The 20,160-nt window shown below is 34.8% G+C and carries 11 protein-coding genes; 1 reads left to right on the top strand and 10 read right to left on the bottom strand.

Going from position 1 to position 20,160, the window contains the following annotated elements; genetic code table 11:
- Nucleotides 1-14: 14 nt before the first annotated feature.
- From LC076_RS08815 to proV, 6 genes are all read right to left on the bottom strand, one after another.
- A complete protein-coding gene (locus tag LC076_RS08815) occupies nt 15-3,809 on the bottom strand; it encodes an S-layer protein (protein ID WP_226667790.1) in 3,795 nt (1,264 codons plus the stop codon).
- A gap of 510 nt (nt 3,810-4,319) precedes the next feature.
- Complete coding sequence (locus LC076_RS08810) at nt 4,320-5,312, bottom strand: alpha/beta hydrolase (RefSeq protein ID WP_226667788.1); 993 nt, start codon at nt 5,310-5,312, stop codon at nt 4,320-4,322.
- 150 nt (nt 5,313-5,462) lie between these two features.
- On the bottom strand, nt 5,463-6,566 hold the full coding sequence (locus tag LC076_RS08805) for a glycoside hydrolase family 105 protein (protein WP_226667787.1): 1,104 nt from the start codon (nt 6,564-6,566) through the stop codon (nt 5,463-5,465).
- A 455-nt stretch (nt 6,567-7,021) separates the two neighbouring features.
- The gene (locus LC076_RS08800; RefSeq protein ID WP_226667785.1) at nt 7,022-7,933 is read right to left on the bottom strand and encodes a glycine betaine ABC transporter substrate-binding protein; all 912 of its coding nucleotides are present in this window, start codon (nt 7,931-7,933) and stop codon (nt 7,022-7,024) included.
- Nucleotides 7,933-8,781: an ABC transporter permease gene (locus tag LC076_RS08795; protein ID WP_226667783.1), complete on the bottom strand. Its 849-nt coding sequence runs from the start codon at nt 8,779-8,781 to the stop codon at nt 7,933-7,935. Before LC076_RS08795 ends, LC076_RS08800 begins: the two co-directional genes overlap by 1 nt.
- A gap of 1 nt (nt 8,782) precedes the next feature.
- A complete protein-coding gene (gene proV, locus LC076_RS08790; RefSeq protein ID WP_226667781.1) occupies nt 8,783-10,015 on the bottom strand; it encodes a glycine betaine/L-proline ABC transporter ATP-binding protein ProV in 1,233 nt (410 codons plus the stop codon).
- 257 nt (nt 10,016-10,272) lie between these two features.
- Here proV and LC076_RS08785 point away from each other — a divergent pair, with 257 nt between their 5' ends.
- Complete coding sequence (locus tag LC076_RS08785; RefSeq protein ID WP_226667780.1) at nt 10,273-10,824, top strand: GbsR/MarR family transcriptional regulator; 552 nt, start codon at nt 10,273-10,275, stop codon at nt 10,822-10,824.
- 506 nt (nt 10,825-11,330) lie between these two features.
- Here the strand turns inward: LC076_RS08785 and LC076_RS08780 are convergent.
- From LC076_RS08780 to LC076_RS08765, 4 genes are all read right to left on the bottom strand, one after another.
- Nucleotides 11,331-14,408, bottom strand: coding sequence for an MMPL family transporter (locus LC076_RS08780; protein WP_226667778.1), 3,078 nt, complete (start codon nt 14,406-14,408; stop codon nt 11,331-11,333).
- A gap of 76 nt (nt 14,409-14,484) precedes the next feature.
- On the bottom strand, nt 14,485-15,093 hold the full coding sequence (locus LC076_RS08775; RefSeq protein WP_226667776.1) for a TetR/AcrR family transcriptional regulator: 609 nt from the start codon (nt 15,091-15,093) through the stop codon (nt 14,485-14,487).
- A 488-nt stretch (nt 15,094-15,581) separates the two neighbouring features.
- The gene (yicI, locus tag LC076_RS08770) at nt 15,582-17,909 is read right to left on the bottom strand and encodes an alpha-xylosidase (protein WP_226667773.1); all 2,328 of its coding nucleotides are present in this window, start codon (nt 17,907-17,909) and stop codon (nt 15,582-15,584) included.
- Between the two features lie 500 nt (nt 17,910-18,409).
- Complete coding sequence (locus tag LC076_RS08765; protein WP_226667770.1) at nt 18,410-20,071, bottom strand: ABC transporter substrate-binding protein; 1,662 nt, start codon at nt 20,069-20,071, stop codon at nt 18,410-18,412.
- Nucleotides 20,072-20,160: the final 89 nt, after the last annotated feature.

Below are 20,160 nucleotides of genomic sequence, written 5' to 3'. Positions count from 1 at the left end.
AAAGTTAGAACTTCTTACTCATTTTTTTCAACTAAACCTTCGACGGCATCCTGTAGAGAAACTCTTGCAGCAACTACTTTATCTGTAGTAGACTGTGGGTTCTTCAGTACAGATTTTGCTTTCATGAGTGCTTTATGGAAGTTTTTCCAGCTTTCCTTTGTATAGGTTTTATGATTTTTCTGTTCATGCTCATCGTATAACTTTTGCAAAGTTTCTTTATTTACTTCTACTTTGTTTTTTCCATTAATCACATCAATACCGTCTAAAACAAATGTTCCACCTTTAATCACAACTTTAGCTGTATGTTTTTTATCTTTAAATCCTCGAATATGATAAGAGGTTTGTCTATCACCTTTAGCATATATCCTAAAATCCTCATCAACTAATTGGTCATCAACATACACATCAATTAAGGCATCAGGAGTAGCACCAAATAAGTTGAATCCTGATCCTTCAAATCCAAAAATCATACTACTACTAGGATTATCTGTATTAGGTTTACTATAGATATTTACTCCACGATAATCCATGAATGTTTCTAGCTTTTCATTATCTTTTAGTGACACTTTAAGGGTGTGTGGTTTTTCTTCAAGACCTCTTACTGAATATCTTACGCCTGTACTTGAATCTACACCAAAATTCCCCATATCAACTCCATCAAGCTCGAAATTATAGAGTGTTTTTTCTTCATTACCAGCTAGATAATCTATACCTGAACCAGTAAAGTTTATGAAAAGATATGGATCATCATTAAAATTAGCCCAGGCATTTGTATTGTTTGATCCCCAAGAAGTATTTTTTCTAAAAGCGTAAACGGTATTTTCTTCGTTTCCGATGAGCGACTCATCAGAAATTTTAACAATCTCATTAGGACCTAATTTTTCAACAGCTAAAATAGGATCAGTTGTTTCAATTTCTGCTTTACTAAAGCTGATATACTTTTCTTTTGCTACAACTTTTAATGTATGTTCTTTATCTTCAAGATTTTTTGAGGACCATACCATTTGATTTATTTGACTGTTATTAAGGTAATTCGCTTCACCGACTAATTTTCCATCTAAATATACATCGCCTATGCCATTTGAAGGATTTGTAACACCGAACAGCCTAATTTCAGTTCCCTTAAATTTGATCTCGAAAGAACCACCCACTGAGCTCCAAGCATTTGAACTATTGGAAGACCAGTTGCCCGAATAAAATATTTTATTTAATGTTCCTTGCGTTGTTGTTGAATCATTATGAGCTACCGTCACTCCATTCCAAACAGGGACATCTGTTGCTGCGGTCATTTGTGTGCGGTTAAAGTGTGCATAACCAGCTTGTGTATAATTCCATTTACCAATATAGCTAATTGGATTTAACAAGTTAGTATTATTTAGAGCTTCTTCCTCGGTTTTATATAGATTTCCCTGTGCACTATCTATCTTCTCTGATTCATAGGTATATCCCTTAATTGGATCTACACGTAAATTATCGATAAGAGTTTCATAGTATCCAGATCCGAGAACAATTCTTCCAGCCATTACTGTTGAATCCTCATCAGTATATTGATCAATTTCTTTTCCATCAAGGTAAAGTGTGAACACATTTTCCTTTGCTTCAAGAGCTAAATTATGCCAAATCTCGTTATCGAATTGTTCAATTTCTCCACTCTTTACAACATTACCTAATTTAAGAATTTCGTACTTGCCATCTGAATACACTCGAGCATTATATGGTGCATGTGAATCTACACCACCGGCTTTCATTTGTCGTACTCCAATTAAAGCATAATTGCTTCTTCCTTCTACTTCAGGAGTATGAGTATCTAATAAAAAGTCATAAGAAACCTTATAATTCACCCAACGATGATCACCAAGTGTTGTATTTGGATTACTAGAAGATTCTGAACCGTCTTTTCCACCCCAAACGGACCAATCTGATCCGATAATATTAGGATTTATTTTCTGCTGTAGCATATTCCCATGCTTTTTGGCATCTGGAATCGTTAAATTTGTACGCACTACACTGTCATCAGAAACAGGCTTAGTCGCTTTTTTCACAACTTCAAAAGCACCAATTTGGTCTGTTGTATAACGGGGAGTTCCTCCTCTTCTTTCAACGTAATCTCTACCTTTTTCATCAACACGATATTGTTTATATTCAAAATCATCTTTATAAGGTAAAGGTAAAATTGTGTCTTCAGACAAATCAACTGGCTGTGATTTATATTCAAAACCTTCTACTTCTGACTCTTTATCTAATGTAGAAATCGTTACAATTGAATAAGGTTTCACTTCAATTTCATATTCTCCATTTTGGGGTGATATAACATTAATGTTTTTAAACCAATTCGCATCATATGCTTGTCCTTCATCTGCACCACGCGTTTCCCAGACATAGATTGGTGCATTTTCTTTACCATTTAAGTTTTTAGTATTTATTTTATATTTTCTAGTATTCTTTGTATTATTTGCAAAAACAGTTGTATAGTCATCTGTTTCTGGATCTTTTAATGTAAGGTAGTTATGAGTACTTGTGTCTACATCAACACCACCATCAAAGAAATTCCCATCACTAAAAGTTGCATCCTTTACATACATCCAACGCTCATTTTCGGGTGTGGTGTGATCATCATATCCAACAAAATTCATCACATGACGAACACCTTGCAAACCACCATCTACTTCATAAAAACCAGACCATGGATCAAATGCACTAATTAAATGCTTCGGATTGTATGCTGAACCTTCATAAAAAGCAGCAACTGATGGCTGGAAATCAAATGAAACAGCATTAAGTGGATTGCTTGCTGCCCCTGTCCATGAGTACACTGAAATGATACGTGAGGTAACATCGATAATTCCTGCTTTACCTCCAAGTCCTTGATAATTCGGCTCCATATTTTCGCGATAACGTGCATTGATCATCGGTGCTATGCCTTCTGATACCCAAACTTCTTTTGGTTTCTTTCCTACTTCTATTAATTTGTTTTGTAATTCAGTAAGCTCATTAGAACCAGTGAGCCCATAATGAGAACTAATAACATCAATTTCATCCATTAAATCTGGATGATCAAGCAAAGTCCTACTTATAGTTTTTGTATCTCGGTATCCATCAGAAGCAACTAGTTTAATATTTTTATAGTCAGCTTCATAATTTGGTTCTTCTTTAATAGAAGTAGTAAAATATTTAAGCCAATCAAGTTCGTTTTTACCATTATTTTGCGCTCTTTCATTCTGGGAAATCCCAATGTAATCTAATTTAAATCCATATTCATCTTTTACCGCGTCCATTGTCTTTTTGTACCATTGATATCTATTTTCATAATTATTGGTCGCAGCACCAGTCCAAGTAAACCTGGGTTCACCCCAACGTAAAATCTCAGTTGTGATATCAGGATTAATTGATTTTGCATCTGCTGCAAACTGGAACCCAGCTCCTCTTAATACATTCGCTGGCTCATCACTATAACGCATTGTTGCCGGTTCTGTTCCAGAAGAAGAATTCACATCAGCACCTAATTCTACTTTCACATGTGTTAAACCAGCACCTGTTTCTTTATTAAATAATAAATTCATAATTTCCCAATATTTCTCTGGGTGTTCTTCTTTATAATCTAACATCAACCGAGATGTATTATTTGCTGTAACAGTTCCAAAACCTTTAAACCTGTTATATTCATCTACATTTTGACCATCAATTGTAATATTTTTTGTGATTACTTCAGCTTTGGATTCATTCGGACTCACGGTAATGACTGACCCCACTAATAGGGTAGTAATAGCTACAGAACCGATTAGTTTCTTCATTTTCTTTTTTCTGAGCATTATTTTATCATCCCCTCACTTTGATTATTCAATTAGCTAAATCAACTTCTTAAATGGGCAAAACTAGTGTTGCCATGATTCTTTTTTATCTAATGATTACCTCACCTCCTTAAATATATTAACCAACTCAACAGGTTTATGGTCTTAGAATGCAATTAACTATTTGTTTACTCTATCTGTATTTTTTTGTAAATAGAAGTGTTATTTGTCTAGTAATATTTCAAGAAGAAATTGCAAGGTGAATGTTGGAAGTGATGTATTATAATATAAATATTAGCGTTTACATTATTTCATATAATTTGTTACTCTTTATACTATTATATTGACTAAATATATTAATTTTTTTACATCTTCAGTTCGTTAATCTTTCTAAAGAAAATAAAAAAGCTCTAATCCCATCAAAGGAACTAAAGCTACTCATATTATGAAGATTCAAGAGGTATTTGAAAACTAATACTCCATTAATATAAATTAAATAACGCACCTAGCCTTTTACTTAAAATTCCTAAACTAAAGTACTTTCTTCAACCACTCATGAGCAAGAATAGGCCAAATAGCAATACCTTTATCATGTTGACGCTGTGGAAAATTCTTTATTCCTTGAATGATACTTTCTTTCAAACTCATTTCATTTGAAAATTCACCTATCATTTTTAAGGAAGGTGGAAGTTCAATGTTATTTTTCACACAGAACTCTATCGTTTCTATATATTGCTCCATAGTATAAAAGCCTTCATAATTCCCACTAGCCCAATCTTCGTTTGCTAAAGACAAACCATGCCCCCCATTACCAAATACATGAAGTTCAAATGGGACTCTTTGTTCCTTACATGCATTAGCAAATAAATAGCTATTTTCTACTGGTACAGGTTGATCTGTAGCTGTATGCCAAAGAAATGTTGGAGGTGTATCTTGAGACACATGTTTTTCTACTGACATGTATTCCAATTCCTCATTAGTTCTATTTTCCCCTAGTAATGCTGAAAAAGAACCTTTATGCACATAAGAATTAGATGAGATAACAGGGTAAGATAAAATTACAGCATCTGGTCGATTACTGATATTTTCATATTCACCACCGATTTTTAATTCCTTCGCATCATAGTGAACAGCAAGGCTAGCACTTAAATGTCCACCTGCTGAAAACCCACAGATCGCTATCTTATTTGGAATGATTTTAAATACTTCAGCATTTTTACGAAGAAACATAACTGCTTTGGATAAGTCCTTTAAAGGTTGCAGTTTTAAAGGATTTTGCGCTAATAAATTTGTTGTATATGTGATGACAAAAGTATTGTAGCCTTCGTTATAAAATTTCTTAGCAACAAGCTCTCCTTCAGAAGGAGATACCATTTGATATCCCCCACCAGGAACGACGATCATTGCTGGCCTTGTTATCTCATCTTCATCGTGAATATATGTAACAACATTTGGTATGAAAAGGCCTTTGACAGGGTATGTATACTCCATTTTTGTCCAAAGATGATATGTATTAGTAAGCAAACTACTTCCCTTCTTTCAACAAAAAAATTTATCATTATAAGCAAAGAGTTCTGGCAAAATGATTCCTCAACTGAACATCTTTATACTAGACTTAGCTAGAACTTCTAACTAAATCTATTATAAAGATGAAACACAAGCATAAGTGAATATTTAGATAAACTCATGTAAAAACTCAGATAAACTTAGAACTGCTAACGATTGTCCATATGGCATTGTTGTCGTTTTAATTTCCTTATAAAAATCTAACGTATCACCCATACCAGTACCTACTGATACTTTTTGCAGAGCTCCTTCTTCATTTATTTCGTCTACAATTCCCTGAATGGCTTTGTAAGCAGTTTCTCTATATTCTTGCCCAATATAACGTTTATGAATGGATTTTAAAATACCATATGCAAATCCCGCTGTTGCAGAAGCCTCCAAATAAGATGTTTTGTCAGTAATTAGTGTATGCCATAATCCGCTTTCATCTTGAAGCTCAGCCAATGCTTCGATTTGTCTTTTTAATGTATCAATAAGGAATTCTCTTAGAAAATCTCCTTCTTTCAGATCAAGAATTTCAATGAATTCCGGAATAGCAATGGTAATCCAACAATTACCTCTGCCCCATAATGCTTCTGCATAATTGTGATTTTCTTCAAATGTCCATCCATGAAACCATAATCCTGTTTTACGATCACTTAGATACTTAATATGAATTAAAAACTGTTTTTTGGCTTCTTCAATATATTCTTGTTTATGAAACAGTCTCCCGATCTTAGCTAAAGGTAAGACTGTCATCATCAACGTATCATCCCAAAGCTGATTTTTATTTTCTGGACCATATGTCATATGTTGAAGACCATCTTCTTTTGTTCGTGGCATATCATGCATGACCCACTCTGCCCAATTTTCTAAATAAGGTACAAATGTCTGGTCCTTCGTTTCCTCAAATAAATATGCTAACGTTAATAACGGGGCCATTGTGTTTACGTTTTTTGGCGGAACTCCTTCTTCAAATCTAGCTTTAAACCAATCTGTCATAATATCTAAAGCTTTTTGACTGTTTGTTAGTTTCCAATATTTAAAGATTCCATACAAGCCAACACCTTGAGGCCAGTTCCAAACATTCCAACTCTTATCATCAACAACTAGACCATCAAAATTCAATAAAAATTCCCCTGTGTTATCTTTTATTTGTGAAAGGTTATTCATTAACACATCTATATAGTTTGTAATGTCGTTTTTCTCTAGAATAGCTTGTTTTTGAACCATAATATACCTCCTAATAATTATAGATATAGCTTTTAATCCTACAAACCAAAAATAAAGCGCTGTCAAATTAATCTTTTAAATTCCTCTTTATTTTGAATTACTTTTGCTTTACTGTAATTTAGTGTTTATTTTTTACCACTTTTGTTTGTTTATTTCCACTTTTATTATAAAAAATTAATTCGCTATGGTCAATAGCATTATTCGCTTTGTTCTTCCGCCACATCTTAAGCTAACGTATGGTACTATCTCACCTGGAACAAATTTATGTAAGCAACAGTTTTCCCTCCCGCTAAAGAGTTTCATCAACAATATGACGAACTTTTGCTTGTCTCTCCTCCCCCGCAAGGCTTACTACAAGGAGAATGAACAGTTTAGGAAGAAAAAAACAATAAAAAAGACTGTAAACAAACTCAATTTTTCTCAAGTTTGTTTACAGTCTGAAAGAAATACTCTATTTATTCTTTTAAATTCTCAATTGAATCAATATCCATATATGCTGGTACAACTAACCCTAGCTTAGTTCCAGTAAGGTTTGCACCTAGATCCTCAAAGTTTCCTTCATATTCAGCATAATAATCAGCATGTGTTGTTGGTAACCATGCGCCAACCATTGCGTCAGCACTACCGTCTGCAATACCAGCCCACATTGGACCTGCATCAACTTGAACTAATTCTACTTCATATCCAACACTTTCTAGAACATTTCCAACAACATGTGTGCTTGCAATTACGTCATCCCATGCTACATAAAGAAGCTTAAGTTCTTCACCTTCAACCTCGTTAACACCTTCCGTCCATGCGCTAACTACCTCTTCATTTTCACTTACCCATTGCTCTGCTGCTTCAGCCGGTTCATTACCTTCTTGAATTAAGTTCATAACTGTTTCAATATGTTCTGGCTCCCAGTTAAATTGATCAAGAAGCTTATGAGCATCAGGATGATCTTCCTTTAGTCCTTGACGAGCAATCGTGTTCACATCTTCAGCTCCACCATAGATACCTTTAGGATCTTCAAGGTATTTTAAGTCATAGCTTGCAAACTTCCAGTGTGGGCTCCAACCTGTTACAATGATTGGCTCCTCTTTGTCATATGCCTTCTTCAAAGCTGCAGCCATCGCAGCACTTGAACCTTCTACTACATCCCAGTCATCTAATCCGTATTCTGGTAGAACTTCATCAATTGTTAGCTTCATTAAACCTGCACCAGGATCAATACCTACTATTTCATAATCAAGCTGTTCTCCTACAGATGCTGTTGATCCTTCTGATTCTGAAGACGTTGATTCGCTTGTTTCATTTCCTCCACACGCAGCTAAACCTAACGTTAGTGTTAGTGCTGATGTAATACCTACTAATTTTTTTATCATTATACTGTTCCTCCTTGTTTTTTCTTACCTATATTTTGTGTGATGCGGTCTAGTAAAATAGCAATAACTACGATTGCTAGACCAGCTTCAAACCCAACACCCGTTTTAATTTGTGTTACAGCACGATAAACCTCTGTACCAAGTCCTGGAGCTCCTACCATAGAGGCAATAACAACCATTGATAAAGCTAGCATGATACTTTGATTAATTCCTGCCATAATCGTTGGCATAGCTAGTGGCAGTTGTACCTTTAAGAGCTTTTGCTTTGTTGTAGAACCAAATGCTTCTGTTGCCTCGATTAAATCTGCTGGCACCTGTTTAATTCCAAGTACTGTTAAACGAATTGTTGGTGGCATCGCAAAAATAACTGATGCAATAACGCCAGGTACCACTCCAATACTGAAGAAAAAGATCGCTGGTAGTAAATAAACAAATGCTGGCATCGTTTGCATCAAATCAAGTATAGGTGTTACTACTTTTCTTACTCTTTCACTTTGTGATGCCCAAATACCAACTGGAATCCCAATCACTATCGAAATTAACACAGCGGTTAACACCAGAGCTAAAGTTTCTAACATCTCTTCCCAATAACCTAAATTATCAATAAGAAATAAACCTATTAATGCAAATAAAGCAATTCTTATATTACAAACCTTCCAAGATAATAAACTCATAAGAATGATCAATAGAATAGAAGGGATAAAGCCTAAACCAGATACGATTCCTTCAACAAAAAATTCAACACCAGTAGATATACCATCAAACAATCCATCAAAGGTATTTGTCATCCAATCAACTAAAGCATCGATCCAATCTGCTAAGGGAAGCTTCGGTAAAAATCCTTCCATCTTACATCACCTCCTTAGTTTCTGGTACTTCGGTCTCATTTATATATTGTTCATTTCCCGTAAGTGCACCGATAACAGCACCCTTAATTAAAATTCCTTTTAATCGGTTGTTTTCATCTGTAACCGCCACAGGAATAGTTGCAGCTGACACTTTTTCAAATAAATCTATTAATAAAGTTTCCGTTCCAACGACAGTTGTATCTTTTTCTAGGAAGTACTCTATCGACTGATTTTCTTCAGCTGCTTTTGATGCATCTTTTGCCGTAATAACACCAAGAAGCTTCTGATGTTTATCCACAACATATATAGACGAAATGCCTAAGTTCTTCATTAATTTAAGCGCAACACGTGGACCTTTATCAATTTGAACGGTCTCAGCACGCTTCATAACATGTTGTGCAGTTAATACCTTCGAAAGATCAACGTCTTCTACGAATCTCTCAACATATTCATTAGATGGACTCATTAATATTTCTTCAGGTGTACCTATTTGTACAATGTTACCATCCTTCATAAGGGCGATTCGGTCACCAATACGAAGAGCTTCATCTAAATCATGGGTAATAAAGACAATGGTCTTCTCCATATTAGATTGTAATTCTAGCAACTCATCCTGCATGTCTTTTCGAATCAATGGATCCAATGCGCTAAAAGCTTCATCCATTAAAAGTACATCAGGATCATTTGCCAGCGCTCTCGCTAATCCAACACGCTGCTGCATTCCACCACTAAGCTGACTAGGGTATTGGTTTTCATAGCCTTTTAATCCAACTAACTCTAGTGCTTCTAATGCTTTTTTACTTCTTTCTTCCTTTACCACACCTTGAATTTCTAATCCATATTCCGTGTTTTCAAGGACTGTTTTATGTGGAAACAGAGCAAATTTTTGAAAGACCATACTTATTTTCTTTCTTCTTACTTCTCTTAGCTCTTCTTTGTTCATCTTTACAACATCTTTACCATCAATTTGAACTTGCCCTAATGTTGGTTCAATTAGACGATTAAGTAATCGAACTAAGGTAGATTTTCCACTTCCAGATAACCCCATAATAACGAATATTTCTCCTGCCTTTACTTCAAAGGATGCTCGGTTAACTCCAACAGTTGAGCCTGTTTCCTTTAAAATTTGTTCCTTTGACTTCCCTTCCCTAACTAACTGTAAGGCCTTTTTTGATGATTTACCAAAGATCTTGGTAACATCATTGACCTTAATCTTTATATGGTTTTCTTCCATTCTTTCACCTCATTTAATTAGCCTCTTAGGACTTTCTAATTATAAACCAAATAACATTTTCAGTTCAAACGGTATATATCATCTTATTTGTATGTATAGTACGTACAGAAATAACTGTACGTACTATACATACAAATCCCTTATAAATACTCCTTAATGCTCCCATTTCTCAGATAAAGGTAGCCTTTACATTTCTTTCATTAATAGGTAGTGTAGTATTAAAATACTACTAAAAAACATTTTAGGATGTGAAATAGTTGAGAGACAATGAAACATTAGAAAGTACCAGAAATGTGGTTATAGATGCCATTGCTCAAAATATGAACCTTTATGGAATAACTCCTTCTGCGGGTCGATTATACGGACTTCTTTTTTATTCAGATAAACCACTTACACTTGATGAAATGAAAGAAGAGCTCGGGATGAGTAAGACCAGTATGAGTAACTCAGTGAGAAGCTTACTTGATTTGAATATGGTTGAAAAGGTTTGGGTAAAAGGAGAAAGGAAGGATTTATACACAATCAAAGAAGATTGGTATCAATGTTTTTTTGATTTTTTTACAATCAAATGGAGAACCGCCATTGCAACAAATAGCAGTGCAATGGAAAAATCTATAACCAAACTACAAGAACTTATATCTGACCCAAATACTTCTGAAGAAACCCGTGAGAATGCCGAAATGGATATTCAAAAGCTAGAAGAAAGACTTGATTATTACGAATGGCAAAACAGACTCTTCGACACCTTTGAATCAAAGGAAATTTTGAACTTTGTACCAATTGAAAAAAAGAACAATAAGGAAGGATAGTATATATTGAGAAGTCGGAATTCACATACCAGTCCGTCAGCAGCAACCAGTTATAAACTTCTCCTTTCATCTCATGACCATAACGGTGCCAATACTGACACCGTTATGTATTTCTATGTCTACTTTAAACAAAAATAGATGCGACAAAAGTATTTAAGCATATGAAAAACCCGAATTATTAAGTGTTAGATTAATCAATCTTTCAACTAATAATTCGGGTTTTTATTTGCTATCTTTCAATCGTTTTTTTTTGAGTTTGCCTAGTTTGCCTACTAAGAAGACACTAAAGATCCTCCGAGAAGTAGCAGATGAACTGAGACTTAAGCAGGCGTATCAAAGGAGAATAAAGCTTCTTCCCTGGCGGACCGAGTGTCTAAAGTGCAATGAAACGAACTTATTTTCCTAGCTTAACTGAATAATAGAAAACAGTATAATCTTATTTTTTTATGTCTTTTTTGTTGATTTCTTTAATTAAATCTAAGTCTCTTTTATCTTTCTATTATTTATTATTTCATATCTTTACGCTTTGCAAAAGCTTCTGGAAGCATAATTAAAGCTGGAACAAGCATTGGTAATAAAATAAAACAAAGAACGATTAAACCGATAATAACGGCTGAAGCTAATTCAATTAATAAAACAAGTCCAGACGGTATTAACGTTGCGAAGGTCCCGCCGAGGATAATCATGGCTGAAACAATAACTCCACCTATATTCTTCGCTGACTCTACTAAAGCTTTTCCTGGATTAATATCATTATATTCTTTAAAGCGCATCATAAAGAATATGCTATAATCAACGCCTACAGCGACTATAATTATAAAGGAAAAGAAAGGCACAAAGGATGATACTCCGTCCGCTCCAAGTATTTGATAGGTTACAAAGTTCGTTCCTGCCATTGCGATAAAGTAGGATGCAAGTAGAGCTGCTATGATATAAATTGACGGTAGTATCGACTTTATCACAAACAACAAGACGATAAAAACTCCGATAATCACTAAAATCGCTGTGCCATTAAATGATTCTACTTGAACTTTGTTTGTATCGTATGTGGTTGAGCTTGGTCCAGCGGCTCCATACGTAGCATTCTCTAATATTGTTCCTTTCACATTTGTAGCTAATGTCTCATTTATTTTCTCAATTGTATCCATTGCTTCCATCGAATAAGGATCATCCTCAAGAACAACCATAAGTTTGGTAATTTTACGATCATCAGACATAAAATTACCTAGCACTTGTTTAAATTGATCTTGTTCTAATGCTTCTCTTGGAATAAAGAATGTCTTAGTTGATTCATATTGAGTTAAGAAGCTATTGGCTTGTCCTAGTCCATCGGCGATATCTAAAAGTCCGTTACTACTTTTATTCAGCCCATCTTTTAAACTGCCCATTCCAGATGAGAGCTTCCCTAGGCCATCGTTTAATTCTTGTTGTCCATTTTTCACTTGTAAAAGAGCGTCATTTAACTTTTTCATATTTGAAGTGATTTCTGTAGATCCACTTGCACCTTGACTTAGACCAGACGCTAATTTCTGTGCTCCTGTTTCTAATTCTGATAGTCCATCAACAATTTTCGATTGTGCTTCGTTAATCTGTGTTAAACCACTGTTTGTTGTATTGAACGCTGTGTTTAATTTCGAGTAATTTTCATTAAGATTATTTAACCCTGAAGTAAATTGTGTTATTCCACCTTGCAGAGCTGTACCTTGTTTTTGCAAACTAATAAATGTTTCATCATCTTTAAGCTCGGTATGAGTTTCACCTAATTTTGTAATTAATCCATTCAGACCTATCATACCGGATTCTAGGCTCGGAAGTTGCTGAGCTAGTGTTTTATATCCTTCATTTAATGCAACATATTGACTCTGAATCTCTGTTAAACCAGCTGAGATTTTGTTTGTATTGGTAGATATTGCTGACAAACCATTGTTAATTTCTTTTATCCCATTTGCTAATCCATCAGCTCCTGTTGCGCCCTCTTTCATACCGCTACCAAGCTGTCCAACTGCAGATGTTAATTTTTCATAACCTGATTGAATTTCGCCTGTTCCTGAAACAAGTTGATCAACTTCAGAAAAATCAGGTGCTTCTAACTGCGAATCCATTTGAGATAATCCATTTTGGATCGTTTCAATTCCTTCAGTTGAAGCAGCAATTCCATCTGTAATAGTTTCTGTTTGGCTATCTGTATAGAAATCCTCGATTTCTTCTGATTGTGGTTGCGTCACACTAGAGACCATATCTACTCCATCGATATTTTTTAACTCCTTAGTAATATGGTCGAGAACTGCTAAGGATTCATTGTTATCCATCTTTTTGTCATTTTCTATAACCACGTTTGTAGGTAAAGCCTGTCCCTTACTAAAGTTTTCAGCCACAAGACTAAAACCTTTTGTAGAAGGATAATCATTTCCAAGTTCCTTCAATTGATCAAAGGAAAGTGTTTGTTTGCTAAAAAACAAAACAGGAATGATTGCTAATATAATGAGGATCGTTGTAATAATAGGATAGCGAACAGAAATGGATGTTAGCTTCGTCCAAAATTTGCTATCTTTATGTCCTGTATCATGCTTTGCTGGCCAAAATAATTTCTCACCGAACGTTTTCATAAAAAACGGTGTGAACGTATATATTTGTACGATTAATACAATCGTTCCAATCGCAACTACATTAGCAGATTTATAAATACCAAAGTCAGAAAAGCTAAGGGCTGCAAAAGCAATAAATACAGTTAAAGTACTATAGAATATTGTTTTTCCTGCCGTTCGATAAGTTGTATAAATAGAATCATCAATCGTTGAACCATTGGATAGTTCTTCTTTAAAACGATTAAAAAGAAGAATATTATAATCAGTACCAATTCCAAATAAGATTAAAACGAGCAGCATTTGCGTCACACTTGTTACTGGAAAGTTTAGCTTATCAATAATTTGTGCTGCAATACCCATCGATACTAAGTAAGTCACACCCACTGTTAGTAAAGAAATAATCGGAATCAGAGCGGATCGAAACATAAAAATAAGCACAGCTAAGATAAAGCCAACCGTTAATAATGCACTCTTCTCAACACCAGCAGTTGAGGCCTCTAAATAATCATTTTGGATAAAATCCTCGCCGCTTAAATAGAAGTCAGTTTTAACATTTTCTAGCTCATGTTCTAATTCTTCTTTTATATCTTTAACTTCACGATCACCTTTATCAAGGCTAAAACTAACCATTAATGTTGTGTTATTTTCTGATATTAATGATGATTTTGCTTCAGGGGTATCAAACGGATCAATCATATCTAGGATTCCAAGTTTCGATTTATTTTCCCGTAAATTTTCAATACCCTCTTCAATTTGATTCATGTCCTTGTCAGAAAGTTTTTCTTCATTATGGAAAACGATAATATTACTTGTACCCTTTTCACCAGACATTTTCGCCAAAAGTTCACTTGCTATTTTTGAAGGACTTTCATCTGTTAAAGGATCCTGCCCACGCTCATGTAGAATTTTATTAACATCAGGCTGGAATACTGTTAACATGACCGCAACAATAATCCAAACAACCATAAGTATCCAACGCCATTTTAGTACATTTCTCATTTTAAAAGCTCCTTTTTTTACAAAAAATATTAGTAAACGCTTGTTCATTTTTAACACAAAAAGATATTGCTAAAAGCTATTTTAGTTTTTCAGCAATTCCTACAGAATATATGTGAATCAATTCATCAACTAATTGTTTAACTGTCTCACCATCATCATAATTACGAAGTATCATACACATTCCTTCAATAATTGATGTAGCTAGCATGTTAACAATGTTTTGATCTAATGTACTAAGCTTGTCTGTTTCTTTACTAATTGTGAAAATTATTTCAAGAATTTGAATGGTAAGATCAATCAAATGCTGCCTTGATTCTTCATAGATTGAACCTTCACTCAAATTTAATAATATTTTAATTTCAATACTATCTTCCTTTAATAAGGCAACAACTGTTTCATCGACTAACCGAACATATTGAAAGGCTTTTTTCACATCCTTTGTAAAGGTTGTATCAATCTCATTCTTTATCACTAACATGTAAGAAATGAATTTTTCATAAGATGGTTCAAGTAGTGCTTTGAACAGATCATCTTTATTTTTAAAATAGCGATAAATATTTCCTGTTGTGATACCTGCAGTTCCTGCAATACGCCTCATTGAAGAACTAGCATAGCCATACTGCCCAAACTCTTTAAGTGCTGCTTTAAGTATATTATTTCTAACTTCTTCTTTTAAAGTTTGCATTAATGAACACCCGTTTACTATTAGTTGTTATATTTACAGTATAAAAGATGAAGTTTTATACTTCAATGATTTAACCATTTTCTTTGTGAACATTTTTTGAATATATTCTATGAATGTTAAAAATCAATTTTAGTTACATATATATTCCTTTAATTCAAGACAATAAATAGCTTTAAACTCTTTGGCTATTTCTATTGCTTAAAACAAATACTGTGTTGAATTGGAACGATTACCAACTATCATACTAGATTTAAGTTATTTTGATCATTTCAGAGTCTTAGCCTTTCCTCTATTCCCTTAGGTGGCCCTAGTGTCTTCGCTCCATTTCACTAGTTCTTAAAAATAATATGGAAAATCAAAAAAAACATTGAAAACGGCAAATAAAACCCGAACTATAAGGCGAATGATTAATTGAAATATCACCTTATAGTTTGGGTTTAGCATTCTCTTAAATAATTATGTCACAGCCTCGTCTTAATAACATTAAATTAAAGAATAACTGTAAAGCTCTTAACACCTTGTTCTGGAATCAGTTTAATTCCTTGATTAGTTGATTCAATCTTAACATGACTAGCTCTAGTTATTTCTGTGATTCCACGTAATAAAAGTGACCATGGTTTTCCGACTGTTTCAGAGACATTGATTGTTAGCTCATTTTCAGTACGAGTTGCTGTAATCGATAGTTCAATGTCTGATTTAGTGTTACGAATAGTCGTTGTTGCTTCATGACCATCTCCAAGCTGGAAGAGGTGCAGTTCTACATCGTTTGCATAATCATAAGCAGCATCATTTTCATTTGAACCAAGTGCAATGAGAGAATTAGGGCGAGCATATAGTGGAAGACTTAAATATCCATGATTTTCATTTCTCCATGCTCCTCCATCAATCACTTCATTCGTAAATAGATGTGTCCATTTTCCTTTTGGAAGATAAAATGATACATCTCCTTCTTCGTTCAATATCGGTGCGACAAGTAATGAATCACCAAACATATATTGTCTTTCCAATGTTTCGACAGCTGGATCGTCTTGAAACTCGAGAAGCATTGCTCTCATCATTGGAATCCCTAGTTTGGCTGAATCATTTGCTGAATTAAAAATATATGGCATTAATTTTGATTTTAATTTTGTGAAAAATCTCGTTACTTCAACAGCTTCTTCATCGTATGCCCATGGCACACGGTATGATTTACTTCCATGTAAACGGCTATGGCTTGAGAGAAGTCCAAATGCTACCCAACGTTTAAACAAATCAGTAGGAGCTGTACTTTCAAATCCACCTATGTCATGACTCCAGAATCCAAATCCAGTCAAACCAAGTGATAATCCCCCTCTGATACTTTCTGCCATAGATTCGTATGTAGCATCACAATCACCTCCCCAGTGTACTGGGAATTGTTGACCGCCAGTGGTTGCTGAACGCGCAAATAAAGTAACCTCTCCTTCGCCAAGCTGATCTTTTAGTACTTCAAATACAACCTTGTTATATAAGAATGTATAATAATTATGCATTTTGTCAGGATCAGAGCCGTCAAAGTAAACGACATCTGTTGGAATTCTTTCCCCGAAATCGGTTTTAAAAGAATCAACCCCCATATCTACTAATCTTCTAAGATGATTAGCATACCATTCACATGCTGAAGGGTTTGTAAAATCAACGATTCCCATTCCAGGCTGCCATTTATCCCATTGCCAAACATCTCCATTAGGTCGTTTAATTAAGTAGCCATTTTGAACGGCCTCGTCAAAAAGCTTTGACTCTTGTGCAATATAAGGATTGATCCAAACACAAATTTTCAAGCCCTTCTCTTTCATGCGTTTTAGCATTCCATCAGGATCTGGGAACATGTTTCTATCCCATTCGAAATCGGTCCAATTTAACGCTTCCATCCAGAAACAATCATAATGGAAAACAGATAATGGAATATCTCTTTCACGCATTCCCTCTACGAAACGATTCACTGTTTCTTCATCATAGTTTGTTGTAAAAGAAGTTGATAACCATAAACCAAACGACCATGCAGGAGGCATAGCAGGTTTACCCGTTAAAGTTGTGTAGTTTGAGATAACCTCTTTTAATGTTTCTCCACCAAAAATCATGTAATCCAACGATTCACCTTTCACACTGAATTGAACCTTGGATACTTTTTCAGAAGCAACTTCAAGAGATACATTTTCCGGTTGATTGATAAAGATCCCGTACCCTTTATTTGATACATAGAAAGGGATATTTTTATAAGATTGTTGTGATGCCGTACCTCCATCTTGATTCCAGATCTCGATTTCTTGTCCGTTCTTTACAAACGAAGTAAACCTTTCCCCAAGACCATAGATATTTTCACCAACTCCTAAATTTAGTTCTTCGCGAACATAGGTAGTCTTCGTTGCTGTTTCAGTAATATGAGACATTGACTTTTGACCACTGCCAGTTATTTTTTTACCATCATAAAGGTATTGGACTCCCCATGGTCCCTTTTTGTTAATAACTGCACTTGTTTTTCCGCTGATAAATGTAATCGTTTCTTCCGTTTCCTGTATTGAAACAGGTGCTTGCTCGTGGTCATAAAGCTGAAATTCTGGACCACGCTTTTTTGTTCCCTTATGATGAATGATCTTTACCCGAATCGCATCTTCCATTGGAGATGAAAACTCAACTGTTAATAACGGTGTATCGAGTTGATATCCTCTGTTTGAAATATCCTTCGGTGCCACTAATACTTTTAGTGTGTTTTCTGTTGAAGTTGCTTTAAAGAATTGTACTCCAGAAATCAATTCTAATCCCTCTCGTATAAGCCAATATCCATCTGTAAATTTCATCGTTACACTCCTTCATATCATTACATCTATCAACCAAAAGAATGTTTATTAAATTGACAAACTTTGATTTTTAAAAATTAATTAAAGCACTTTGACATGTTTACTATCTTTAAAAAGAGTCTGGGCATTACGTATTTAAGCTAATGATAAACCCGAATTATAAGGTGATATTTCAATTAATCACTCACCTAATAGTTCGGGTTTTTATTTGCAGTTTTCAATAAATTTTTGGATTTTGTATACTATTTTTTAGATCCAGTGGAATGGAGCGGAAGACACTAGGGCACCTACGGGAATAGAGGAAAGGCTGAGACCTCAGCAGGCGTAGCTGAGGAGGCTTAGCTTCCTCCCCGTGGAAAGCGAGTGTCTGCAGCGCAATGAAACGAACTTGTTTCTTTCAACTTAACTGATTTAGATTTATTCACCTTTTTGTATGATGTCTTTATTTATGTCCCAGTCTCTCTTTTATAATTGTCTTGAAAACAACTTCGTGTATACTACTAGTTATTCCAAAGTTCTACTCTTTCTTTAATTAAATCAGTTCTCATTTTTTCTGCATCTTTTGCACCAGCTTCATCAATTTCCTTCAAGAAATTATCATAAAGCTTATCAAAGTCAGAAGGTTTTGCAAGAATTGCTTCAGGTATACGTTTCTTCACGATATCTAGTACCTTTTGTTCAATAAGCACTAATTCTGAATCACCTGGAACTTGAATATTAAAGGATACACCCCAAGGTTTTACAGGGAACTCATCTTCCTGTGGATATAATTCCTTCCACATCTCAACACCATAGTTTGATAAAACCTCTTTTTCTACATCTGTATAAGCATCTTTAATTTGTTGTGGAGAAGCTATTGTATATGTTTGACCATTAGAATCAACGACCCCATCTCCATAGGCAGGCGCAAAACCTTTTAGTACACCAATACCAGTTTCTTTCACATAGTTAGCATTGTTGTTTCTTTTATTCATTTCTTCATCAGAGATCACACGTTTACCATCTTCAATTGTGTAGTGCTCTCCTTCAATTCCCCAGTTTTGAAGAATTTGACCTTCATCAGAAGCTAGATAATCTAAGAATTTAATTGCTGCTACTGGATCTTCACAATCAGTGGTAATACCAACACCCCAACCAGCTAAATAACCAGTACTTTGGAAGTTCGCATGCTTCATATCTTTTTCCAATGTTGCAGGATATAATCCATACATTCTCTCTTGTTGACCTTGTTCACGTAATGCACGTTGTGCTTCATCGAATTCCCAATCATCATCAATAATCCCTAAAACACGTCCTGAAGATAATTTAGCTAAATATTGATCATATTTTTGAACAAAGCTTTCTGGATCAAGTAATCCTTCATCATTCATATGATTTAACCAACGGAAGTACTCTTTCTCCTCTGGTCGCTTGTAATGGAAAATTGCTTCATACGATTCTGGGTCAATATAGTATTCTCCATCATCAGATACTCCAGTTGACCAGAAAGCTGGATTTGTCGTCGAAATCATAATGCGCCAGTCATCTGCTAATAGTGATAAACCGATTGTGGATTGCCCATTTACTTCTGGAACCTTCTCTTTATATTCTCTAATAGCGCTTTCAAAATCCTTTAACGTATTAATTTCAGGATATCCAAGTTCTTTTACAACTGCATGCTGTAATCCCACACCATGACTAGGCTTAAAATATTCTGTATCTACAGCAGATGTAGGTAAAATGTAAATTGACTCATCTTCGTTGCCCCATTTCAAACGGTTCATGTAGTCGCCATAAATTTTTTTCAAGTTAGGAGCATGTTCTTCAATTAGATCTGTAAGATCAATAAGTGCACCAGCATCAACTAATTTTCCCGCTTCACCTTTTGGTGCTACAAGATCAGGATATTCTCCACTCGCAATCATTAAAGCAATTTTTTGAGTTCCACCGTTTACATCAAACTCAGGATTTAACGTAACGCCTGTTTTTTCTTTTACAACTTTACTTACAGGACTTTCCATATTATCCCATTGTGTATGTGGATCTGCACTAAATAGAGTAAGCTCTGTCAGTCCATCTTTATTCTTTTCAGCTTCACTACCTGATTTATTACTACACCCTGAGATGATAAGAACAAAGCTTATTGCCATGAACAAAATCATTTTGCTAACATTCTTTTTCATGTTTTAATCCCCCTAGTTTGAAATTGTTTACATAGAGCAGAAGTCAAATCTACTAATCTCTCACCTAGTTAGTTGGATCACCTCCTACA

This window comes from Metabacillus litoralis, assembly GCF_020524045.1.
Lineage (GTDB): Bacteria > Bacillota > Bacilli > Bacillales > Bacillaceae > Metabacillus > Metabacillus litoralis_C.
This window is presented reverse-complemented; position numbering and strand designations above follow the sequence as displayed.